Annotated in this window: 13 protein-coding genes and 1 riboswitch; of the genes, 11 read left to right on the top strand and 2 right to left on the bottom strand. The window is 63.5% G+C overall.

Annotated features, from left to right (window positions below; all coding sequences use genetic code 11):
- Positions 1-754 precede the first annotated feature (754 nt).
- Positions 755-3,109: a beta-galactosidase gene (locus tag M3089_RS08870; RefSeq protein WP_249083456.1), complete on the top strand. Its 2,355-nt coding sequence runs from the start codon at positions 755-757 to the stop codon at positions 3,107-3,109.
- Between the two features lie 246 nt (positions 3,110-3,355).
- Positions 3,356-3,667: a hypothetical protein gene (locus M3089_RS08865; protein WP_249083454.1), complete on the top strand. Its 312-nt coding sequence runs from the start codon at positions 3,356-3,358 to the stop codon at positions 3,665-3,667.
- Between the two features lie 376 nt (positions 3,668-4,043).
- On the opposite strand, the gene M3089_RS08860 is transcribed toward M3089_RS08865, so the two are convergent.
- Positions 4,044-10,595 (bottom strand): DUF4465 domain-containing protein, encoded by a 6,552-nt coding sequence (locus tag M3089_RS08860; RefSeq protein ID WP_249083451.1) that lies wholly within the window; start codon positions 10,593-10,595, stop codon positions 4,044-4,046.
- 137 nt (positions 10,596-10,732) lie between these two features.
- Positions 10,733-10,920: riboswitch (cobalamin riboswitch) on the bottom strand.
- 79 nt (positions 10,921-10,999) lie between these two features.
- Positions 11,000-12,067: a M20 family metallo-hydrolase gene (locus M3089_RS08855; RefSeq protein WP_249083449.1), complete on the bottom strand. Its 1,068-nt coding sequence runs from the start codon at positions 12,065-12,067 to the stop codon at positions 11,000-11,002.
- Positions 12,068-12,631: 564 nt separating this feature from the next.
- On the opposite strand from M3089_RS08855, the gene M3089_RS08850 reads away from it, so the two are divergent.
- From M3089_RS08850 to murG, 9 genes are all read left to right on the top strand, one after another.
- A complete protein-coding gene (locus M3089_RS08850) occupies positions 12,632-13,099 on the top strand; it encodes a division/cell wall cluster transcriptional repressor MraZ (protein WP_249083447.1) in 468 nt (155 codons plus the stop codon).
- A 71-nt stretch (positions 13,100-13,170) separates the two neighbouring features.
- Positions 13,171-14,082 carry a 16S rRNA (cytosine(1402)-N(4))-methyltransferase RsmH gene (gene rsmH / locus M3089_RS08845; RefSeq protein ID WP_249083444.1) on the top strand — a complete coding sequence of 304 codons (912 nt, stop codon included), beginning with the start codon at positions 13,171-13,173 and terminating at the stop codon, positions 14,080-14,082.
- Positions 14,083-14,153: 71 nt separating this feature from the next.
- Positions 14,154-14,636, top strand: coding sequence for an FtsL-like putative cell division protein (locus tag M3089_RS08840; protein WP_239484054.1), 483 nt, complete (start codon positions 14,154-14,156; stop codon positions 14,634-14,636).
- Positions 14,633-16,780, top strand: a complete 2,148-nt coding sequence (locus M3089_RS08835) for a penicillin-binding protein (RefSeq protein WP_249083442.1) — start codon at positions 14,633-14,635, stop codon at positions 16,778-16,780. Before M3089_RS08840 ends, M3089_RS08835 begins: the two co-directional genes overlap by 4 nt.
- 71 nt (positions 16,781-16,851) lie before the next feature.
- A complete protein-coding gene (locus M3089_RS08830; RefSeq protein ID WP_249083441.1) occupies positions 16,852-18,306 on the top strand; it encodes a UDP-N-acetylmuramoyl-L-alanyl-D-glutamate--2,6-diaminopimelate ligase in 1,455 nt (484 codons plus the stop codon).
- Between the two features lie 181 nt (positions 18,307-18,487).
- Positions 18,488-19,759 carry a phospho-N-acetylmuramoyl-pentapeptide-transferase gene (locus M3089_RS08825; protein ID WP_249083440.1) on the top strand — a complete coding sequence of 424 codons (1,272 nt, stop codon included), beginning with the start codon at positions 18,488-18,490 and terminating at the stop codon, positions 19,757-19,759.
- A 643-nt stretch (positions 19,760-20,402) separates the two neighbouring features.
- Complete coding sequence (murD, locus tag M3089_RS08820) at positions 20,403-21,734, top strand: UDP-N-acetylmuramoyl-L-alanine--D-glutamate ligase (protein WP_249083439.1); 1,332 nt, start codon at positions 20,403-20,405, stop codon at positions 21,732-21,734.
- 73 nt (positions 21,735-21,807) lie between these two features.
- The gene (locus M3089_RS08815) at positions 21,808-23,103 is read left to right on the top strand and encodes an FtsW/RodA/SpoVE family cell cycle protein (RefSeq protein WP_249083438.1); all 1,296 of its coding nucleotides are present in this window, start codon (positions 21,808-21,810) and stop codon (positions 23,101-23,103) included.
- 252 nt (positions 23,104-23,355) lie between these two features.
- The gene (gene murG / locus M3089_RS08810; protein WP_249083437.1) at positions 23,356-24,471 is read left to right on the top strand and encodes an undecaprenyldiphospho-muramoylpentapeptide beta-N-acetylglucosaminyltransferase; all 1,116 of its coding nucleotides are present in this window, start codon (positions 23,356-23,358) and stop codon (positions 24,469-24,471) included.
- The last annotated feature ends 24 nt before the right edge of the window (positions 24,472-24,495 follow it).

Genomic DNA, 24,495 nt, shown 5'->3' with positions numbered 1-24,495 from the left:
TGCAGGGGCTGGCGAGCGTTGTTTTGGCGGGACACTCGATAAAGATAGGGGCTTTTTAGGAGTTATTCTTTTTAGGAGTACAGGAGTACAGGAGTACAGGAGTACAGACAATAGTTTTTGTCTATAATATACAATGGAGTTAGAGGGAGTTAGAAGGAGTTACAAGGAGTTAGAGGACAATAGTTCTTGTGTACAATGGAGTTAGAGGGAGTTAGAAGGAGTTATGTGGAGTTAGAGGACAATAGTTTTTGTGAATAATGAGTTAGAGGGAGGTAGAAGGAGTTACAAGGAGTTAGAGGACAATGGCATTGACTATCTCTTCCTGCAACGCGTTCCACATGCCCCCAGGGGGCCGTGTTCCCAAAACTATTATCTTAACTCTGAACAAAGAGTTAAAAATTAAAAGAGCTTCCAAAACTATTGTCTGTACTCCTGCCTCCTGCCTCCTGTTTCCTGAACATACACAAAACTATTGTCTGTACTCCTGTACTCCTGAACTCCTGTACTCCTAAAAAGAATAACTCCTAAAAAGCCCCTGGATTTATCTGGTGAGCCGTTTTTGCGCCATTCCCTTTTGCCAACCGAATTATTTTCTTACCTTTGCATAGGATAAGCTGCACTCGGCAACAGGCAAGCCAGCTTGCACTGTACTCGCTTGCGTTGCCCAGGCGGCAGGCCGCCTGGGCGCGGGCTATACCCCGGGGGCGGCCAGCGCCCACTATGCACTGACAACAGAAACAATAACTAAATAGTGATGAATTTACGTAAACACCTGGCAGCCGCGGCCCTGGCCGCGCTGCTGGCTGCCGTTCCGGCCACCGCCGGCGCGGCCCGGGGCGGTACGTTTGCCGCCGGCGACAAGACTTTCGTGCTCAATGGCAAGCCTTTCGTGGTCAAGGCCGCCGAGCTGCACTACCCACGCATACCGCGACCCTACTGGGAGCACCGAATACGCATGTGCCGGGCGCTGGGCATGAACACCATCTGCCTCTACGTGTTCTGGAACATACACGAGCAGCGCGAGGGACAATTCGACTTCACGGGGCAGAACGACATTGCAGAGTTCTGCCGGCTGGCACAGAAAAACGGCATGTACGTCATCGTGCGCCCCGGCCCATACGTGTGCGCCGAGTGGGAGATGGGAGGGCTGCCATGGTGGCTGCTCAAGAAGCCGGGCATACGCCTGCGCGAGCAAGACCCCTACTTCATGCAGCGCGTGGGACTGTTCATGCGCAAGGTGGGCGAGCAGCTCGCGCCGCTAACCATACAGCGCGGAGGCCCCATCATCATGGTGCAGGTAGAGAATGAGTATGGCTCTTACGGCGAAGACAAGCCGTACGTGGCCGCCATACGCGACACCGTGCGCGCCGCGGGATTTGCCGACGTGGCGCTGTTCCAGTGCGACTGGGCCAGCAACTTCACCAAGAACGGGCTCGACGACCTTGTCTGGACGATGAACTTCGGCACCGGGGCCAACATCGACGACCAGTTCCGCCGGCTGCGGCAGCTGCGCCCCTCGTCGCCGCTGATGTGCTCCGAATACTGGAGCGGGTGGTTCGACAAGTGGGGCGCGCGCCACGAGACGCGACCGGCCGACAAGATGGTGGCCGGCATCGACGAGATGCTGTCAAAGGGAATATCGTTCTCGCTCTACATGACCCACGGCGGCACGTCGTTCGGCCACTGGGCCGGGGCCAACTCGCCCGGCTTCCAGCCCGACGTGACGTCCTACGACTACGACGCGCCAATCAACGAATACGGCATGCCCACGCCCAAGTACTACGAGCTGCGCGAGGTGATGCAGAGGCATAGCGACAAGCCGCTGCCGGCAGTGCCCAAGCCCGCCGCCCGGCTGATAAGCATACCCGAGTTTGAACTGGCCGACTTCGAGCCGCTCATGACCGGGGCCGACAGCCTGGCACAGAGCCGCGAGCCGCTCACCTTCGAGCAGATGGACATGGGATGGGGCACAATGAACTACAGCACCGAGCTGCCCGAGATACCCGTGAGGAGCGTGCTCACCATCGACGAGGCACACGACTACGCACAGGTGTTCGTCGACCGCGAGTACATAGGCACCATCGACCGCGTGCAGCGCCAGCGCTCGCTCACACTGCCCCCCGTGAAGAAAGGGCAGACGCTGGCCATACTCGTAGAGGGCATGGGCCGCATCAACTTCGGCCGCGCCATCAACGACCCCAAGGGCATCACCGGCCCCGTAGCGCTGCGGGCCGAGATTGGCGGTGACGAGGTGCAGTGGACCCTGCGCGACTGGGTCTGCGAGCGCATACCCGACACCTACGCCAACGCCCTGCGCGCCGTTGACAACCGCATACACAAGGACGTCGAGGTGATGTCTTACCCCAAGGGCCGCCGCGGATACTACAGGGGCTACTTCACGCTCGGAAAGACCGGCGACACCTTCCTCGACATGCAGGCCTTCGGCAAGGGCCTTGTCTACGTCAACGGCCACGCCATAGGCCGCTACTGGAACATCGGCCCGCAGCAGACGCTCTACGTGCCGGGATGCTGGCTCAAGAAGGGCCGCAACGAGGTGATAGTGCTCGACGTCATCGGCCCCGCGGGCAAGGCCGTGTGCTCCGGCCGCGCCGAGCCTGAGCTCGACAAGCTCAACATCACCAGCCCCGCCACCCACCGCAAGCCCGGCGAGACGCTCGACACCAAGGCGCTGCCACTGGCCGCGCAAGGTTCGTTCGCCCCCGGCAACGGATGGCAGACTGTGAGGCTCAGCGCCCCCGCCAAAGGGCGCTACGTGGCCATAGAGGGGCTCAACGCCCACGACGGCAAGCAACTGGCAGCCATAGCCGAGCTCTATGTGCTCGACGCCCAGGGCAAGCGCCTCAGCCGCGAGCCATGGACCATAAGGTATGCCGACAGCGAAGACGTAGCCGGGGGCAACTACATGGCCGACAAGGTGTTCGACCTGCAGGAGTCTACCTACTGGCAGACCGACCGCAAGGCGTCCTACCCCCACGTCGTAGTCATCGACCTCGGCTCCGAGCAGACCGTCACCGCCGTGGAATACCTGCCCCGCGCCGAGCAGGGCGCGCCCGCCGGCCTGAAGGACTACCGCATATACGTCTACTGACGCCCTCTGGGCCAGGGCCCTGCCGCCGGCCAACCCCATCGCTGGCTTGGTGGCTCCGGCCTCCGGCCCGGCAGGCAATGCAGTTGCGCCCCGCGAAGCATTTGTTTCGCGGGGCGCATCGCATCATCCAAGCCTTGCTCCATGCCATGAAGCCGTTCGTTATAAACTAAATTCCCGTAGTAAACTTTTGCCATGTGGTTTATATTCACTGCCTTTACGGCGTAATGCTTTTGAAGAAAGGGAATTATGAAAGCAAGTAATTCAAGCCGGGAGCTTTCCGTAAGGTGCGGGAAGGCTACCGATGGGGCAGGGAAACTGAGGGCACTGTGCAAGGAGGAAGCAAGGAGGCTGGCCGAAACGCTGTCTTTCCCACCGCATCAGGCTGCAATGTCTGTGGCGTTTTGGACTACCGACGAGCCGTCAGACCTAATTTGCGTGGGCAATTTCACCAAAGGCGAGGGCGGCGCGGTGACTTACGGTTTGGACTTCTCGCAGACCACCTTGTGGCATTTCTGCTTTTTTGAACATGCCGAGGCAGCCTTGCCCTGTTGTGGATGAGGCTGCCCCAGCTGTTCTTTGCGCCCTGACGGTGGTCTCCAGCGCGCCGCATCCGCCTGTGGCGTGCTGCGCTGTTGGTGGCTCCCCGCCTGTGGCGGCCATCGGGATTGCCGGCCGCAAAGACAATGTTTCTTGCGCTTGCGCCAAACATGCCCCCTTGGCCTTCATGCCACGGCCTTGCAGCCCCTGCCGTATTGCAGTTCCGTACGGCCCGTGCGGCACTGCAATACGGCCCTTCCGGCAGCCTTCCGGCGTGGGCGCGGGGCAGTTGTGAATATGGAAAAAGGCGGCGACAGCCTCAGTGCTGTCACCGCCTTTGGTGTGTTGCGTGGCGCGTGGGGAAAGCCGTGCTGTTATCCTTGCGCCTGCCATGTGTTTACCTGGCAACCTCCTTGCGCACCTGTCCGTCGGTGGCGCGTATGATGACGATGCCCTTTGTGGCCTTGCCCGTGCGCCGGCCGCCGAGGTCGTGGCGGCTCTCGGTGGTGGTGGCCGGTGCTGCCGGGCCTCCGATGGCCGAGGCTATGTCGAACGGTATGCAAACAAACTCGGTCTTGCCGCGCTGCGTTGCGCTGACCACTATCTCGGTGCGGCCCTCGGCCCCGTCGGGCAGCGAGAGGCGACCGTCGGCCGTCAGCGTCACGCCGTCGTACTTGCTGTCGTATGGCGCGTCGGGCAGTGCGTAGGCAATGGTGCCCTCGTTGGCGCTGAACGAGAAGAAGGGCGACGCGTCGACGCTCCGTTCGGCCTGCGTGGCGGCGCGTGTCACCTTGCGCTCGCCGTTGAGGTCGTCGAGGCAGAAGTATGCCGGAGTGTTGAGGTAGCCTCCGCTCTTGTCGCTGCCGTCGATGGTGAAGTCGACCTTCACCACGCGCCCGAGGCTGCGCAGGTCAACCCACTGCCACGTGTCGAGGTAGTAGTGGTCGGCTGCCGATGCCTGGGTGTAGTCGGCCAGGTAGTGCTCTACCGTTACCACCGAGCCGTCGGCGTGCGTGCCTGTGAGCAGCACCTTGAGGTAAGAGCCGTCGGTGAAGGGCTTGGCATAGCTGTCGCCGTTGACTATCGAGCTCACTGCGTAGGCGTTGTTTGTGATGTACATGCCCCTGATGGTGTCGCCCTCGGCGTTGTTGAGCACGCTTATCGTGCCGTTGCCGTAGGCCACGGCGTAGTTGGCCGAGCCGTCGTGGCCGCTGCCCACGGCCGAGTTGTACTGGTCGTCGAGCGTCTTGAAGCTTGTCGACGTGCGGTTGGAGTAGGCGAATCCCGACCATGAGCCGTAGTCGAGGCTGTAGTTGTTGCTGAAGGCATACGACCCGCTGACGAACGAGCCCGCCATCTGCCTGTCGAAGTATGTGCCCGTCACCTCTTCGCCCTTGGTGTCGGGGCCGGCCCATGCGCTCTCGGCGGCCAGCCACAGGTTGTCCATTGTTGCGGCCACGGCCTTGCCCGTCACGATGACGCGGCAGGTGTCGCTGGCCTGCTTGCCGTTGGCGTCGGTCACGGTGACGTAGTACAGGTCGCACTCCGATGGCGTGTAGCCCACCGTTGCCACGTCAATCTCGTCGAGCGTCGTGGTTGCTATCTGCTCGTGCCGGCCGTTGGTCCATGTCAGTGTGAACGGAGCTGTGCCGTCGGTGACGTAGGCCGTGAGCGTGGCCTCGGTGCCGGCCTCTACCGTGCATCCCTCGGCCACCACGCCGGTGTTGGGCGCTTCTACAATGGCTTCGCCCGTAGCCACAAACGGCTTGCCGGCCACCACGTTGCCTGCCGTGCCCCTCAGGCTCACGGCCATGGCGTAGGCCACGTAGCGCGAGCCGGTGGTCAGTGTGTCGGTTGAGGCCGCTGCCTCGCGCCCTGCGTAGAGCGTGAGCTTGGTGCAGCCCTCGGCTGTCATCTCGGCGGGCGTGGGTGCCGGTGCCGATTCGGGCCTCACGGTGATGTATGCGGTGGCGGCGATGTCGGTCTTCACGGCGATGATGGCGCTCGTGTCGGTCGTGGCTGCCACTGCGGGGTAGCCTTCGGCCATGGCCGGTGCGGCATCCTGCGCGTTGTACTCGTAGGCCCCGATGGTGGGTTGCTGTGCCCTTGGCTTGCCGTTGATGTCGGTGGTCACGGCCTGCAGCGGCACGGCAGTGAGCAGGTTGCCGCCGGCGGCCGGTTCGAGAATCACGTCGGAGAGGAATGCCACGCTGTCGGCCACTCCCCCTGTCTCGCCGCTAAGCTCCTGCCATCCGTCGGGTGTGGCTATGTCGGCCCTGTTGTAGGCAAACACCTTGCCCGATGTGAAGGCGGCGTTGCTCCTGAATGCTATGTTCTTGGCGGCGTCGGCGTTGTACAGCCTGTATGCGTAGCCCTTGGTGTGGTTCTGCAGAATGTTGTTGGCCACGGTCACGTCGGCCGTCATGGTGGCGTTTATCCACAGCGCTGCGCCCACGTTGGTGCCGGTGGCCAGCACGGTGTTGTGTGCCACGATGACGTGCTCGCCGGCCGAGCCCAGCTTTATTCCGGCGCTCGATGCGTTGTTGCCCTTCACCTTGATTTCGTTGTTGGCTATGATTACGGGTGCCTCGGGCGTTCCGGTGAGCTTGCGCGGGTTGATGGCTATTGCTCCTCCGGGCGTGGCCAGGTCGAAGATGTTGCCCTCGATGACCATGCTCTCGGGGTGTGCGTCGCGCAGCTGCCCGTCGAAGCCCTGGAAGCCGCTTGCCGTCGACACCGTGTTCTCAATGCGGTTGCGGCGTATCTTGGCCCCGAGCTCGTCCATCGCGTAGATGGCCTTTGAGCCCTGGTTGCGCAGGGTGTTGCCCTCTATCACGCCGCCCCTTTCCTTTGGCAGCCTCACTGTCGACGTTCCGCCCATGCGTACGCCTATGTATCCGCCCTCGAGCAGGCAGTTGGCCACGGTGAGGTAGTCGTTGTTGCAGTTGGCCTCGTCCCTGGCGTAGGTGTATACCAGGTTGATGTTCTGGCTGTAGGTGGTTGTCGTCTCGGCGTGGATGTAGCAGCTGTCGATGGTGACGTGGCGGCTTGCGCCCTTGACGAAGGCGATGCCGGGGTACGTTAGGTCGGTTGTGGTCATTTCGATGCCCCTCACCGTCACGTAGTCGGCCCCGTCGATGGTGAGCACGCCGTACTCGCGGTTCATCTTGTCGTCGCTGTATCCCGGGTCGGAATACTGGTTGTGGTATAGCTTGACGTCGTTGTAGTTGCCCGTTTCGCTCTGTATTGTCACCGTGTTGCGCTCCGACGTGCCCGGTATGTAGGGCACTCTGACCACCTCGTTGTATATGCCTCGGGCAATGCTTATGTTGACCGGGCCCTCTATGCCGCCGGCAATGGCGTCGACGGCAGCCTGTATGGTGGGATACTGCCTGCCCTGGCCCACGGTGATCGTGCCGCTGGCCCCGTCGCGCACGGCCGTTGTCGCCGTGAGCCCGGTTGCGGGCCTGTTCTGGCCGAGGCTTGTGGCCACGTTGTCGAGCGTCATGCTGACGGGCGTGCCCGTGGCGGCTTCGGTCGCGATGGCCGCTGCCACCCAGAAGCGGTAGGTGCCCGCGGCGGTTATGGTGTAGTTGCCCGTCACGTCGAACGGTGCGGCCTGCGCCCTTCCGAACACTGTGAACGGCGCGAAGTTGCCTATGGTGTCGGTGGTGTATACCGTCACCTGCGACAGTGCCTCGGCCCCGGTGGCTCCGAGCGCTATCGAGTTGATGTCCACCTGTCCGTAGTCGCCCTCGACGTCAACGTCGACGCGCATCATCAGCACGTCGTCCTGGCCTCTCGTGACGGCCTCGGGGGCAATGATGGCGGTGTTGACCGATGCCACCCCGAGCGCCTTCCTCATGTACGACACCGCCTCGATGGCAAAGCCGTCGGGGGCCGAGTAGCCGCTGCGCACCACGTAGCGCACGGTCAGCTTGCCGCTTGGCGCCGTCGACACGATGTCGGCCGGCAGCTTGTCGTAGCACTGCATGGCGAGCATCAGGCTGTCTTTGTCGGTGGTGGATCCGGCATACACGTAGAGGGTGTCGGTGCAGTTGAGGTCGGCCGCCTTCACTTTTAGCTTCACCGACTCGCCCTGCACTGCGGGCGCAAACGTCACCTTGCCGTCGAACTTCATCGATGCAGGCTCGTTTTCGCCGCCGTCGTCGTATACCATGAGGTTCGTTGCCGCCTTGAGCTTCACCTCGCCGTTGTCGCCCTGCTGCAGCAACAGCATGTCTTTCACCGTGCGCGAGCCGTCGGGGTCGCCTGCGGCCACCTCGGTCTGCTTGCCCCCGGCGGTGACGGCTGTTACTGCCGCGTCGATGTTGTCGCCGGCCTTGGCCGCGTCGCCCAGGTCTACGCACAGGCGGAAGAAGTTGTTGCCTTCGGCCAGCTGCACCGGTTCGTCAAGCCTTATCACCATGGTCTCGCTGCCGGTGGCGGGCTGTGCCGAGCCGGCCGGTGCCGCGTCGGGGGCGGGGTTGGCGTCGGCGTGGCCCACATAGTATAGGCTTGCCTTGGCTATGGCTGCCCCGCAGCCCTTGGTGTCGATGGTCACGGCCTCGAGGGCCTTGGCCTGCTGGTCGCCCTTGGCCACCACGTTGATGGTGAGCAGCGCCTGTGCCGTTGCCCCCGACGGCATGATGTCGGTAGTGGTTTGTGTCACCTCAACCTTGTCTATGTCCATGGGTTGCGACTTGTATTCGCTCACCGTGGCCTTGAAGCCGGTGGCTGTGTAGTACAGTGTGCCGTCGGTGGGCGAGAACACCACCGTGAGCGAGCCGTCGGCGGCTGTGGAGCGCAGCGCCCGCCCGGGGCCCTTCTGCTTGTCGTCGGGGTTGTCGAGCTTCCAGAGCAGTTCGCCCTTGGTTCCCTGTCCGCTGTATACGCGGAAGTCGGCCTTCACCCCGTAGGATGCAGAGGCATAGTAGAGGTCGAACGCCGAGAAGTCTATCTGGCACACGTTGCCCTCGTGCATGGGCACGAACACGTTGGTGCGCACGTCGTCCCCGGCCTCGTAGTTCTCGGAGTATTCGCTCCTTGGCTTGGTGCGCAGCTCCAGGCTGCCGTTCACGGCCTTGGTCACCGTGCCCTGCCCGGCGTGTGAGTATACTATGTTCTCAACCTTGCGGTCGCCCTCGGGGTTGCCTTCGGCCACGGCCTCGGCCCGTCCGTTGAGCTCTACCGTGGCGAGGGCGGCGTCGGCCGCCTGCCCGTTGGTGGCGTCGTCGGCCACGTCGCATGCCAGCCAGAAGTAGTTGTCGCCCTCCTTGAGGGTCACGCCGTCGGCGGGCTTTATGCTGAATGCGTCGGCCGTCACCTCGGTGCGGCCCACCTCATTCTTTGTCGAGAAAGCCTCGTCGGCCCCGGTGTAGTATAGCGCCGCGGCCTTGATGGTGGCGTGGGTGCCGTTGGCGTTGAAGGCGAACGTGCCGGCCTTCAGCGGCGGCTCTGTGTTGCTGGTGTGTATGTTCACCCTGAGCAGCGGCTGGCCGGTGTCGCCGGCGCACACCGTCTGGCCGGATGCCTGGCTCACTGCAATGTTGTCGGCGGTCATGGGCTGCGGCGTGAAGAGGCTCACCGTGGCCTCGAAGCCGTCGGCGGTGTAGCTCGTGCCGTTGTTGCCCAGCTCGACGGTGAGCGCCCCGTCGGCCGACGTGGAGTGTATTGTGGCCTTCTCGCCGCTCTTTACGCGCCTTATCAGCTGCGCGGGGTCGGCCGTGGCCCCGTTGTATACGTTGAGGTATTGGTAGTAGATGGTGCCTTCCGATAGTTTCACCCGGCTGAAGTCCACCTGCACCTTCTTGCCCTCGACAGTGGGCAAGAGCGTCATGGTGCCCTGGAACTTGGCCGTCACCTTGCCCTCGGGGCCGCCGTCGTCGTAGAAGGCCAGCGGCGTCTCGCCCACGTTGGCCTTGGCCTGCCCCTCGGCCATGAGCAGTATGGCGGGGTTGGCCACGGCCACGGGCGTGGCGCGCACGAATCCCGCCACTCCGCCGGGCATGGCGGCGGTGGCCACCGCCGTGACGTCAAGCTCCACCTTGGCGCCCACTTCGGCCTCGGGGTTGATGTCGGCGGCCAGCGTCAGGGCGTTGCGCCCGCCCTGCAGCGGCCTGTCGAGCGTTATGCGGTAGCTGCCGCCCGTGGCCTCGACAGAGGCTTCTATCGGCGTGGCCCCGCTGCACGAGGCCAGCTCGCCCTCGTAGACCTTGACCGATAGCGGGTCTATCATGCCCTCGTTGCGGGCCATGGTGAACGTTATCGACGTCAGCCTGTCGGCGTTGAGCACGCCCTCGGCCGTGACATACACCGAGGCCAGCGCCACGGCGGCCTTGCCCGTGGGCGACGGGGTCACCGCTGCGTACGACGAGCCGGCCCCGCTCACCTTCATGTCTTCGAGCTTGATGCAGCTCACCCGGGCCGTCCAGCCCTCGCAGGCTGCCGCATACCGCCACAGCATGCCCACCGACAGGGAGCCGTCGTCGGCGGTTGAGTAGTAGGTCTTGGCGGTGTACTTGCCGTCGAGCACCTCGATGACATCGCCCTCGGGCATGGTGCTCGACGAGGTGACCTCGGTTATCGACGATGCCCATTTGAAGGTGTTGCCGGCGTCGGGGTCGCCGTTGTATACGTACACCCGGCCGTAGTACCCGCCGTAGTCGCTCGTCACGTCGGTCTTGTCGAACGTGACCTGCACGGCCATGCCTTTCTCGGCCGGCTTGAACACCGTCAGCGACTGCGTGTTGTTGGCCGCGTTCGACTCGATGCCGGCCGTGCCCTTGGGGTCGTAGAACGTCAGTTCCTGCCCCGTCTGCACGGTCACGGTCTGCTTGCCGAACCGCGGCTGTGTCACCGTGCCGCCGGTGGCGTCCTGTCCCCATGCAGGGACTGCCGCCAGTGCCGCGACGAGTGACAGCACAAAAGAGTAGACTTTCTTTTTCATAAAAACGCTGTTTGGTTATAAAATTGATGTTGATTGTGCGTGTTGCGCGCGTGCGTCGCGTTCCGCGGGCGCTGGCCCGTGGCGCTGTCTGCATAGCGCTTGGTTGGCATGTGCCGCCGCCCCTATCCTCGAGGGGTGACAGGCAGTGTCGCAAGGCAGGTCTTCTGACTTGCCGCCCGGATTACGAACGCCTTCCCGGCAATGCCCAGTGGCTTTGTTGTTCGTTCCTGGTAAGGGCGGCTCACAGCAGCGGGACTGTCGGGGATTCTCACCCCGTTCCCTTTTAATCACTTGTGGCAGTGAACCATTGCGATTGCAAAGATAGTATAATAATTCAGAAAAAAGCCCGCCTCTGCGTTAAAAAAGCGGGGCGGGCCAAAGTGTTTCCCATTTCGGACAGTGGCTTACAGCCTCAGCCCGTCGAGCAGTTGGGTGTATGTTTCGATGGCCGATGCAATCTCGTCGAGGGCGATGTATTCGTCGGCCGAGTGCGAGCGGGCCGAGTCGCCGGGCCCGAGCTTCATCGAGGGGAACGGCATGAGGGCCTGGTCCGAGAGCGTGGGCGAGCCGAATGGCACCATGCCCATGGCCCGGCACCGCTCCACGAGCGGGTGGGCGGGGTCGATGGCCGACGAGCCCAGGCGCGTTGACCGTGGCGTGAGTTCGCTGCCCATGCCCGCGCGCAGCTCGTCGAGCAGTTCGGCGTTGGTGTACAGCTCGTTGGAGCGCACGTCGATGGTGAATCGGCACTCGTCGGGCACCACGTTGTGCTGGGTGCCGGCGTCAATCACCGTCACCGTGGCGAGCGTGGGGCCCAGCAGCGGGCTCACCCTGCCGAAGCGGTGGGAGCGCAGCCATGCTATGTCGTCGATGGCCTTGTATATGGCGTTCACCCCCTCGGCGCGGGCGGCGTGGCCCGAGCGCCCGCGGGCCACGGCGTCTACCACCATGAGCCCCTTCTCGGCGATGGCGGGCTGCATGCCCGTGGGCTCGCCCACTATGGCCACGTCGATGCGCGGCAGCAGCGGCAGGGCGCGGCTGATGCCGTCGGCCCCCGACACCTCTTCCTCGGCCGATGCCAGGCACACAAGGTTGTAGGCCCGTGGCGCCCGGGCCATGGCCGAGTATGTGGCGAGCAGGCTCACCAGCCCGCCGCCGCAGTCGTTGCTGCCCAGCCCGTAGAGCCGGCCGCCCTCTACGGTGGGGCAGAAGGGGTCGCGCGTCCACGACGCCACGGGCTTCACCGTGTCGATGTGGGCGTTGAGCAGCAGCGTGGGGCGGCTGTCGTCGTGGCCCGGGGCCACGGCCCACACGTTGTTGGCCTCGCGGCGGGGGCTCATGGCCCTGTCTTCCATGAACTGTTCGATAATGTCGGCGGCCGCCTTCTCGTCGCGGCTCACCGACGGCGTGGCTATGAGCCGCCTCAGCAGCCCGGTGGCCTCGGCGGCAAGCCGCCTGCAGTCTGTTGTCATGTCTGTCGGTCTTGGTTGGGTTGCGGCCGTCGCGGCCTGCCGGCACGGCGGCTGCCCGCTGCGGGGCGGCCTGCCTGCCGGCATGGTGCGGGCCGGTGTGCAAAGGTAGCCATTTTTTTGCTGTCGGCCAACGGTGGGCGCCCGCCGCCGCGCGCCATTTAACATTTGCCAACATCACCGGCCGCACAGTAGGGCCGCCCCGCCCCCTGTTTGTAAACATTGTTCGGCCGCCGCCTCCCATGGCCGCCATCCCCGTTCCGGCCCCTGTCCGGGCCTGGTTTGCAAAACGTGCCCCGCGGGCTTGCCGTCTGTGCCATACGGGCTTGCGGCGGGGGCCGTTTCGCAAGGCGCGGGCGGGGCGTGGCGGGGCGCTGCATGCCGGGGTAAACATAATTTACCGCCCCGCGGCAGGGCGGCCGCTGCGGGGCCCCGCCGGCAGGGCAATGCCGCCGGTTGGGCAAGGTCAAGAAAATGTGGGGCGAGCCGCAAAAAAGTGGGGGAAAGTGGGGCCGTGTGGAGGAAAATGTGTATCTTTGCCGAAACGAAAGCAGCATGTCCGTCAGTATGCGATTCCTGGGAAACATAGAGGCCAAGCTCGACGCCAAGGGGCGCGTGTTCCTGCCCGCGGCATTCCGCAAGGTGCTGCAGGGCGCAGGCGAGCAGGGCATGGTGATGCGCAAAGACGTGTTCCAGGCCTGCCTGGTGCTCTATCCCGAGAGCGTCTGGGGCGAGCAGATGGACAGCCTGCGCAGCCGCCTGAGCCGCTGGGACCGCGACGAGCAGCAGCTCTTCCGCCAGTTTGTGAGCGAGGTGGAGCCCGTGGCCCTCGATGCCAGCGGGCGTTTCCTCATACCGCGGCGGTGCCTCCGCCAGGCCGGCATAGGGCAGGACGTGCGCTTCATAGGCATGGGCGACACCATCGAGATATGGCCGTCGGGCCCCGGCGGCACAGGCTTTGTCGACCCGGCCGCCTTCGGCGAGGCGCTTCAGCGGGCCATGGGCCCCGGCGGCTCCTCCGCCGATGCCGGCTGACGGGCGCTGCCCATGGCGCGGCCGGCCTGCGGCCGCCGCGCCGCACCGATGTATTACCGACGTTACGAGTTATGGATTGTTACCACATACCGGTTTTGCTCCGCGAGAGTGTCGACGGGCTGGGCATAAGGCCCGGCGGCGTCTATGTCGACGTGACCTTCGGCGGCGGGGGGCACAGCCGCGAGATAATGGCCCGGCTCAGCGGCGGGGCGCGCCTTTACGGGTTCGACCAGGACGCCGACGCCGAGCGCCAGGCCTTCGGCGGCGAGGGCTTCACCTTTGTGCGGAGCAACTTCCGCTACCTGAAGAACTGGATGCGCTACTACGGCGAAGACCACATAGACGGGCTGCTGGCCGACCTCGGAGTGTCGAGCCACCACCTCGACGACGCCGCGCGCGGCTTCTCGTTCCGCTTCGACGCCCCGCTCGACATGCGCATGAACAAGCGCGCCGGGGCCACGGCAGCCGACGTGCTCAACAGTTACAGCGAGGAGCGCCTCTCCGACGTGCTCTACCTCTACGGCGAGCTGAGAAACGCGCGCCGTCTGGCCGCCGCCATAGTGAGGGCGCGGCAGTCGGCCCCGCTGCTCACCACGTCCGACCTTATGGGCGCCGTCGGCGGGCTGCTGCCCCAGCAGCGGGCCAAGAAAGACGCCGCGCGGCTGTTCCAGGCCCTGCGCATAGAGGTGAACCACGAGATGGACGCCCTGGCCGAGATGCTCGGGGCCGCCGTGGAGCTGCTCGCCCCGGGCGGGCGGCTGGCCGTCATCACCTACCACTCGCTCGAAGACCGCATGGTGAAGAACGTGATGCGCTCGGGCAACGTGGCCGGCAGGGTGGAGCGCGACTTCTACGGGCGCACCGAGGCGCCGCTGAGGCAGCTCGGGGGCAAGGTCACCGTGCCCTCCGACGCCGAGCAGCAGGCCAACCCGCGCAGCCGCAGCGCCAAGCTCCGCGTGGCCGAGAAGGTGGGGCGGCGGTGAGGCCGGCGCCGGCAGGGGAGCCTACGGGCCCCCGACACAGTTAATATAACCAAAAGACAGTCCTATTGACAATGGCAGACAAGGATAAGGAACAGCAGGGCCAGGCAGCCGGCGGCAGCGCCGCACAGGCAGAGGCCGGGGCCGGGCAGCAGTGGGAGAGCCCCGACGAACAGTTGGCGGCGGCCATCAGGGAGAGCGCGCGCGAGGAAGACCCGCGCCCCTCGGCCACGCTCACGCTGCGCAAGATACTCGGAGGCGACATACTCAACGCACAGCTGGTGAGGAGCCAGATATGGCTCGTGGTGATAGTGGTCGTCTTCACAATAATATATGTGGCCTTCAGGTACCAGTGCCAGCAGGACCTGGTGACCATCAACAGGCTTGAGGCCGAGCTCAAGGACGCCAAGTACAAGGCCCTGTCGAGCTCGAGCACGCTCACCGAGCGGTGCCGCGAGAGCCACATACTGGAGATACTGAAGAACAATGCCGACAGCCTGCTGCACCCGGCAGAGCAGCCGCCCTACATAATAACCGTACCCGACGAGGAGGAATGAGCAAGTTTAACAGCGATAAGGTCATGCCGCGCTACTTCGCCATAGCCGTGGCGTTCACACTGATAGGCGTTGCCATCATCGGCAAGGCCGGATACATCATGACCGCCGAGAAGCAATACTGGAGCGACGTGGCCGCCAGGCTCGTGCGCGACAGCCTCAGCGTGAAGCCCACGCGCGGCAACATACTGAGCTGCGACGGGCAGCTCATGGCAAGCAGCATACCCGAGTTCAGGATATTCATGGACTTCATGCCCGGCGGGCAGCGCATAGACACGATGTGGACCGACAGCGTCGACCTCATCTGCGAGGGCCTCAACCGCATCTTCCCGGCCAAGTCGGCCAAGGAGTTCAAGCGCGACCTCACCAAGGGATTCGAGAAGGGGGCGCGCCACTGGCCCGTGTGGAAGCAGCGCATCGACTACGGCACGTACACCGAGGTGAAGAAACTGCCCGTCTTCAGGCTCGACAAGAACAAGGGGGGCTTCCACACCGAGGAGTTCAACTCGCGCCGCAGGCCCTTCGGCTCGCTGGCCAGCCGCACCGTGGGCGACATGTTTGGCGCCAAGGACACGGCCAGGTGCGGCCTCGAGCTGTCGTACGACTCCATACTGAGGGGCACCGACGGCATCACCCACCGGCGCAAGGTGCTCAAGAACTACATGAGCGTGCCGGTGACGCCGCCCGTGAACGGGGCCGACATCATAACCACCATCGACGTCACCATGCAGGACATCGCCGAGCGGTCGCTCATCGACGAGCTGCGCAAGGTGAACGGCGACATGGGCGTGGCCATACTCATGGAGGTGCAGACGGGCGACGTCAAGGCCATGGTCAACATGACACGGTGCGCCGACGGCGAGTACCGCGAGATAATGAACAACGCCATCAGCTACAGGTGCGAGCCGGGCTCGGTGTTCAAGCCGGCCTCGATAATGGTGGCGCTCGACGACGGCGTGGTCGACACGAGCTACGTCATACACACCGGCAGCGGCGTGATGGACATGCACGGGCGCTTCATGAAAGACCACAACTGGCGCCGCGGGGGCTACCAGGACATCAACGTGGCCAGGGCGCTCGAGGTGAGCAGCAACATCGGGGTGAGCTACGTGATAGACCGTTTCTACTACGACCACCCCGAGAAGTACGTCGAGGGGCTCTACCGTACGGGCATAGCCGACGACCTGCACATACCGCTCGTGGGCTATGCCAAGCCAATCATACGCATGCCCAAGAAGAACAAGCGCGGCCAGTGGCTCAACTGGAGCAAGACGGCGCTGCCGTGGATGAGCATAGGCTACGAGACACAGGTGGCCCCGATAAACACCGTGGCGTTCTACAACGCCATAGCCAACGACGGCAAGATGATGAGGCCGCGGTTTGTGAAGAAGGTGGTGAAGAACGGCGAGACCATCATGGAGTTCCCGCCCGTGGTGCAGAAGGAGCGAATATGCAAGCCGCAGACGGTGCGCACGCTGCAGACGGTGCTCGAGCACGTGGTGAGCCAGGGCCTTGGCAAGAAGGCCGGGTCGAGGCTTTTCCGCGTGGCCGGCAAGACGGGCACGGCCCAGGTGTCGAAGGGGGCGGCCGGATACCACAGCGGCACCGTTGACTACTGGCTGAGCTTTGCAGGCTACTTCCCCGCCGACGAGCCCCGCTACAGCTGCATAGTGTGCATACGCAAGTCGGGGCTGCCCGCATCGGGCGGCGGCATGAGCGGCCTGGTGTTCCACCACATAGCCGAGGGCGTGATGGCGCGCCACATAAAGCTGAGCATCGACGACGCCCGCGACCCGTCGGCGGCGATGGTGCCCGAGGTGAAGTCGGGCAACGTCGTGGCTGCCGACTACGTGCTGCGCGACCTCGGCGTGGCGTCCAACCGCGACTGGGGCGGCACCGGCAGCGCCGGCACCCCGGTGTGGGGCAGGGCCACCACGGGCCCCAAGGCCGTCGACCTGGCGCGGGTGAACACGCCCAAGGGCACTGTGCCCGACGTCAGGGGCATGGGCGCGAGCGACGCCGTCTACCTGCTCGAGAGCCAGGGGCTCAGGGTGAGGCTGCACGGGCGGGGCCGGGTGAAGCGCCAGAGCTGCGAGCCGGGCACCACGCTGCGCCGCGGGCGGGAGTGCGTGCTCTATCTGGAATAGGCCCGCCGGGCCCGCGCGGCGCCGGCCGACGGCTCCAAAGGCATACATACGAACCAAAACATAAATGAAATATGACACTTAGCGACTTGCTCAAGAATGCCGGCCCGGCGCGCATAGTAGGCGACGCGGGGGCCGAGATAACGGGAGTGCAGATTGACTCGCGGCGCGTGAAGCCCGGCGACCTGTTCGTGGCCATGCGCGGCACGCAGGCCGACGGCCACGCCTTCATACCCAAGGCAGTGGCCCAGGGGGCCGCCGCCGTGCTTTGCGAGGAGCTGCCCGCCGAGGTGGCGCCGGGCGTGGCCTACGCCGTGGTGCCGTCTACCGAGGACGCCGTGGGCCCGGTGGCCACGCTATTCTACGGCGACCCGTCGCGCAGGCTCAGGCTTGTGGGCGTCACCGGCACCAACGGCAAGACCACCATAGCCACGCTGCTCTACGAGATGTTCCGCAAGATGGGCCACAGGTGCGGCCTCATATCTACGGTGTGCAACTACATCGACGGCGAGAGGCTGCCCGCCGACCACACCACCCCCGACCCCATTGAGCTCAACTCGCTGCTGGCCCGCATGGTGGCCGAGGGCTGCGAGTATGCCTTCATGGAGTGCTCCAGCCACGCCATAGCGCAGAAGCGCATCGGGGGGCTGGCCTTTGCCGGGGGCATATTCACCAACCTGACGCGCGACCACCTTGACTACCACAAGACGTTCGAGAACTACCGCAACGCCAAGAAGGCCTTCTTCGACTCGCTGCCAAAGGGGGCTTTCGCCATAACCAACGCCGACGACAGGAACGGGATGGTGATGGTGCAGAACACCAAGGCCACGGTCAAGACCTATTCCACGCGCTCGATGGCCGACTTCAGGGCCCGCATCGTGGAGTGCCACTTTGAGGGCATGTACCTCGAGGTGGACGGTCGGGAGGTCGGCGTGCAGTTCATCGGCAAGTTCAACGTGAGCAACCTGCTCGCCGTTTACGGCGCGGCGGTCATGCTGGGCAAGCAGCCCGACGACGTGCTCGTGGTGATGAGCACGCTGCACAGCGTCAGCGGGCGCCTCGAGCCCATCAGGTCGCCCGAGGGCTTCACGGCCATCGTCGACTACGCCCACACGCCCGACGCCCTCGAGAACGTGCTCGCGGCCATACACGAGGTGCTCGGCGGCAAGGGGCGCGTGATCACCGTGTGCGGCGCGGGCGGCAACCGCGACAAGGGCAAGCGCCCGCTGATGGCCCAGGAGGCCGTAAGGCAGAGCGACACGGTGATAATAACCAGCGACAACCCCCGCTTCGAAGACCCGCAGGACATCATCGCCGACATGCTCGCCGGGCTCGACGCCAGGCAGATGAAGAAGGTGGTGAGCATAGCCGACCGCCGCGAGGCCATACGCACGGCCTGCATGATGGCCCGCAAGGGCGACGTGGTGCTCGTGGCAGGCAAGGGCCACGAGGACTACCAGGAGATAAGGGGGGTGAAGCACCACTTCGACGACAAGGAAGAACTGAGGAAGGTGATGGGCCTGGCCTGACGCCGGGGCCGGGGGCAGCGGCAGCCGGAGGCGTTTGCGCCGGGCTGGCGCGGAATGGCAAGACGGCCCCCGCGGCCGCGCCGGACGGCCCCCGCCGCATTGCCAAACGGCCTGTACCGCAGTCCCGGACGGCACGTTCCGCGCCGCGCCTCAAAGTAATGAAAACGTAATAAAGCAAGACATGTTATACTATCTGTTCCGATTCCTCGACCAGTTCGGCATACCCGGGGCCCACGTGTGGTCGTACATATCGTTCCGCTCGCTCATGGCCCTGGTGCTGTCGCTGATAATCTCGGCGTGGTTCGGCGAGAAGTTCATCAAGTACCTGCGCCGCAAGCAGATTGCCGAGACGCAGCGCGACGCGTCCATCGACCCCTTCGGGCTGCAGAAGGTGGGCGTGCCGTCGATGGGCGGCGTGATAATCATTGTGGCGATACTCGTGCCCGTGCTGCTGCTCGGGCGCATGCGCAACATCTACATCATACTGATGATAGTCACCACGGTGTGGCTCGGGCTGCTCGGCGGGCTCGACGACTACATCAAGATATTCCGCCACAACAAGGAGGGGCTGCGCGGCAAGTTCAAGATTGTGGGCCAGGTGGGCCTCGGCCTCATAGTGGGGCTGGTGCTCTACTTCAGCCCCGACGCCGTGATGCGCGAGAACGTGGCCATAGAGAAGCAGCAGACCGAGGAGCTGGTGGTCAAGCACCGCAGCCAGGAGACCAAGTCGCTCAAGACCACCATTCCCTTTGTCAAAGGCCACAACCTTGACTACTCGAGGCTGATGTCGTTTTGCGGCAAGTACAAGACGGCCGCCGGCTGGGTGCTCTTCGTGGTGATGACCATACTCGTGGTGACGGCCGTGTCCAACGGGGCCAACCTCAACGACGGCATGGACGGCATGTGCGCCGGCAACTCGGCCATCATCGGCGTGTCCCTGGGCATACTGGCCTATGTGTCGAGCCACATCGAATATGCCGCCTACCTCAACATAATGTACATCCCCGGCAGCCAGGAGCTGGTGGTGTTCATGTGCGCCTTCGTGGGCGCGCTCATCGGCTTCCTGTGGTACAACGCCTACCCGGCCCAGATATTCATGGGCGACACGGGTTCGCTGACCATCGGGGGCATCATCGCCGTGGGCGCCATCATCATCCACAAGGAGCTCATGTTGCCCATACTCTGCGGCATCTTCTTCGTCGAGAGCCTCAGCGTGATGATGCAGGTGTGGTACTACAAGATGGGGAAGAGGCGCGGCGTGAAGCAGCGCATATTCAAGCGCGCCCCCATACACGACACCTTCCGCACCGAGGACAGGCAGCTCGACGCCGACTGCCGCTACCTGTGGCGCGGGCCAAAGAGCGTGGTACACGAGTCGAAGATTACCATCCGCTTCTGGATAGTGACCATCATCCTGGCGGCGCTCACCATAATCACGCTGAAGGTAAGATAGCGGGGGAGGGTTAAGAATTAAGAATTAAGGAATAAGAATTGAGGATTAAGAGTTAAGAACGGGCTGCGCTGCGATAGTCAAAAGCAAATGTCTGTACTACTGTACTCCTGCATTCTGAATTAAGGATTAGGGATTAAGAGTTAAGAACGGGCTGCGCTGCGATAGTCAAATGCAAATGTCTGTACTCCTGTACTCCTGCATTCTGAATTAAGAATTAAGGATTAAGAGTTAAGAACGGGCTGCTCTGCGATAGCCAAATGCAAAAGTCTGTACTCCTGTACTCCTGCATTCTGAAATAAGAATTGAGGATTAAGAGTTAAGAACGGGCTGCGCTGCGATAGTCAAAAGCAAATGTCTGTACTCCTGTACTCCTGCATTCTGAATTAAGAATTAAGGATTAAGAGTTAAAAACGGGCTGCGCGGTGTGGGCGGAAGGCTGGGGGAAGAGGCTGATGTCTGCACTCCAAGCTAAAGAATTAAACGTTAATAATTAAAAGTAAAGAGAGAGTTGAGCGGTGATAGTCGAATGCAAATGCCTGTACTCCTGCACTCCTGCACTCCTGTCTCCTAAAGGCATGCTCCGGTACTCCCGCATTCCGATTGCCATCACTCCTGCAACTCCTCATAAAAACGATACGGAAGGATGAAAAGAATTGTGATATTAGGGGCCGGCGAGAGCGGCGCGGGTGCCGCCGTGCTGGCAAAGAAAGAAGGCTTCGACGTCTTTGTGTCCGACATGTCGGCCATCAAGGACAAGTACAAGCAGATGCTCGACAGCCACGGCATAGCCTGGGAGGAGGGCCGCCACACCGAGGAGAAGGTGCTGCGGGCCGACGAGATAATAAAGAGCCCGGGCATACCGTCGGACGCCCCGATGGTGCTCAAGGCCGTGGAGCGCGGCATCCACATCATCAGCGAGATCGAGTTTGCCGGGCGCTACACCAGCTCGAAGATGATATGCATCACCGGCAGCAACGGCAAGACCACCACCACGTCGCTCATCTACCACATCTTCAGGCAGGCGGGCTACGACGCCGGGCTGGCCGGCAACATCGGACACTCGCTCGCCCTGCAGGTGGCCGAAGACCCTCACGAGTATTACATCATCGAGCTGAGCTCGTTCCAGCTCGACAACATGTACGACTTCAGGGCCAACATAGCCATATTGCTCAACATAACCCCCGACCACCTCGACCGCTACGGCAACTGCATGCAGAACTATGTCGACGCGAAGATGCGCATCATACGCAACCAGACGGGCGACGACGCGTTCATCTACTGGAACGACGACCCCATCATCCGTCGCGAGCTCGACAAGTATGACATCAAGGCCGTGCAGTGCCCGTTCTCCGAGCTCAAGGAGCGCGGCAGCATAGGCTACATCGAGGAGGGCCAGTACAAGATAGAGTGGCCCACGCCATTCAACATGGAGCAGGAGTCGCTCAGCCTCACCGGCCGCCACAACATATACAACAGCCTGGCCGCGGGCATAGCCTCTAACATCAGCGGCATACGCAAGGACGTGATACGCAAGAGCCTCAGCGACTTCCCCGGCGTGGAGCACCGCCTCGAGAAGGTGGCCACGGTGCGCGGCGTGCTCTATGTCAACGACTCTAAGGCCACCAACGTCGACGCCTGCTGGTATGCCCTGGAGAGCATGAAGACCAAGGTGGTGCTCATACTCGGCGGCAAGGACAAGGGCAACGACTACAGCGCCATACGCGACCTGGTGGCCGAGAAGTGCTCGGCGCTGGTGTACCTCGGCGCCGACAACGCCAAGCTGCACGCCTTCTTCGACCCCTTGGGCCTGCCCGTGCGCGACACCCACTCCATGCGCGAGTGCGTCGACGCCTGCTACGAGCTGGCCCAACCCGGCGAGACGGTGCTGCTCAGCCCCTGCTGCGCCAGCTTCGACCTGTTCAAGAACATGGAAGACCGCGGCGAGCAGTTCAAGGACATGGTAAGGAAGCTATAGCCCAAGGCCCGCCCCGGACGCCCTGCCCGCAGCCAGGGCCGCCGCCGCGGCGGGCAAACCAACCGTAACGACAATGAACAAAAAGCTATCCAACATATTCAAGGGAGACAAGGTCATCTGGATGGTCTTCTTCTTCCTGTGCATGATAAGCGTGGTCGAGGTGTTCAGCGCATCGAGCTGGTTCACCTACAAGAACAATAACTTCATCATGCCCATAGTAAAGCACTCGGGCACCATACTCACCGGAGTGGCCGTGGCCGTGCTCACGGTCAACATACCGTGCCGCTACTTCAAGCTCATGACCCCGTTCCTGCTGCTGGTGTCGTTCCTCACGCTGGTGTGGGTGCTCATGGCCGGCGAGACCGTCAACGGCGCGCAGCGCGTCATACCCATACTGGGCTTCACCTTCCAGCCGTCGGAGATAGCCAAGGGCACCATGATACTGGCCGAGGCCCAGATACTGAGCGCCATGCAGGGCGAGCGCGGGGCCGACAAGAAGGCGTTCAAGTACATACTCTGCATATCGCTGCCGCTGGCCTTCCTCATCATGCTCGAAAACCTGTCGACGGCCGTGCTGCTCTGCGTGGTGGTGCTGCTCATGATGATAGTGGGCCGCGTGCCCATGGCGCAGGTAGGCAAGCTGCTGGGCGTGGTGGCCGTGGGCGCCGTGCTGGCGCTGACGCTCGTCATGGCCGTGGGCCACGACAAGGGCCGCGAAGACCCCAGGCTGGCCAAGACCGAGGTGCTCGGGGCCGACGGCGCCGGCGCCGAGGGGCAGAAGAAAGACGAGACGGTGGTCGAGAAGCTCTTCCACCGTGCCGACACGTGGAAGGCCCGCATCGACGACTTCCTCGACGACACCTACATACCGCCCGCCGACTACGACCTCGACCGCGACGGCCAGGTGGCCCACGCCAACATAGCCATCGTGTCGAGCAACGTCATAGGGCGCGGCCCGGGCAACTCGGTGGAGCGCGACTTCCTGCCCCAGGCCTTCTCCGACTTCATCTTCGCCATCATCATCGAGGAGACCGGCATAGGCGGAGCCATCGTCGTGGTGTTCCTCTACATAGTGCTGCTCTTCCGCACGGCGCGCATAGCCAGCCGCTGCGAAAACAACTTCCCGGCATTCCTGGCCATGGGGCTCGCGCTGATGCTCGTGGTGCAGGCCACGTTCAACATGCTCGTCGTGGTGGGCTACGTGCCCGTCACGGGCCAGCCCCTGCCGCTGATAAGCAAGGGCGGCACGTCGACCATCATAAGCTGCGCATACATCGGCGCCATACTGAGCGTGAGCCGCTCGGCAAAGAAAGCCGGCAGCTCGAGGCGCGGCGACAGCCAGCCCGGCGCGGAGGCCGAGGCAGCCTGACCCGCGCCCGGGGACAGGCCCGGCGCCCAGACGGCCCCCGCCGCCAGGCCGAACGGCCCGTCCGGGATGCCCAAACGGCCCCCGCGGCACAGCCAAACGACCCGTATTGCCAACTGGCTGTGATACAGCGCGCTCGGAGGCGCTGCTCCGCAGGGCCGCGTTTTCCGCCGGAGCCTTAAAAATATGCGGGTAAAATTAGCGCAAACAAGATAAAATTAGTACTTTTGCAGAAAATACAACACTCATTCGGACATGGACGATGAACTGAGGATAATAATAAGCGGCGGCGGCACCGGGGGCCACATCTTCCCCGCAGTGTCAATAGCCAACGCCATCAAGGCGCAGCACCCCGGGGCAAAGATACTCTTCGTGGGGGCGCTGGGCCGCATGGAGATGCAGCGCGTGCCGGCAGCGGGCTACGAGATAAAGGGCCTGCCAATATGCGGCTTCGACCGCAAGAACATGCTGCACAACGTCAAGGTGCTGTTCAAGATATGGAAAAGCCAGCGCATGGCCCGGCGCATCATACGCGAGTTCAGGCCCATGGCGGCCGTCGGGGTGGGAGGCTACGCCAGCGGGCCCACGCTCAACGAGGCCGCCAAGATGGGCGTGCCGTGCCTGCTGCAGGAGCAAAACTCGTATGCCGGCGTCACCAACAAGCTGCTGGCCCGCAAGGCCCAGCGTATATGCGTGGCCTACGACGGCATGGACCGCTTCTTCCCCGCCGACAAGATAATGAAGACCGGCAACCCCGTGCGCCAGTCGCTCACGCAGGTCAAGGCCACGCGCGAGGAGGCGCTGGCCTCGTTCGGCCTCAGCGCCGGCCGCAAGACCATACTCATAGTGGGCGGCAGCCTCGGCGCCCGCACGATGAACGAGAGCGTGCTCGGCCACCTCGGCGAGATAAAGACGTCGGGCGTGCAGTTTATATGGCAGACGGGCAAGTACTACTCGGAGCACATAGCGGCCGAGCTGGCCCGGCGCGGCAAGCCCGCCAACCTCTACGTGACCGACTTCATAGCCGACATGGGCGCGGCATACCGCGCGGCCGACCTCGTCATCAGCCGCGCCGGGGCGGGCAGCATATCCGAGCTGTGCCTCGTGGGCAAGCCCGCCATACTCGTGCCGTCGCCCAACGTGGCCGAAGACCACCAGACGAAGAACGCCATGGCCCTCGTGGCCAAGGACGCCGCAATATGCGTGAGCGACGCCCAGGCCCCCGCCACCGTCATAGCGACGGCGCTGGAGACCGTGGCCGACAACGAGCGCATGGCCCTGCTCGCGGCCAACATCAAGCGGCTGGCAATGCCCGACGCCGCCGACACCATAGCCCGCGAGGTGGTGCGCCTGGCCCGGCAGGGAAGGTGACGCGGCCCAACGAACCAACAGAAC

It is taken from the genome of Marseilla massiliensis (assembly GCF_023336985.1).
GTDB classification, from domain to species: domain Bacteria; phylum Bacteroidota; class Bacteroidia; order Bacteroidales; family Bacteroidaceae; genus Prevotella; species Prevotella intestinigallinarum.
The sequence above is the reverse complement of the archived record's forward strand: the minus strand, read 5'-3'. Positions and strand labels throughout refer to the sequence as shown.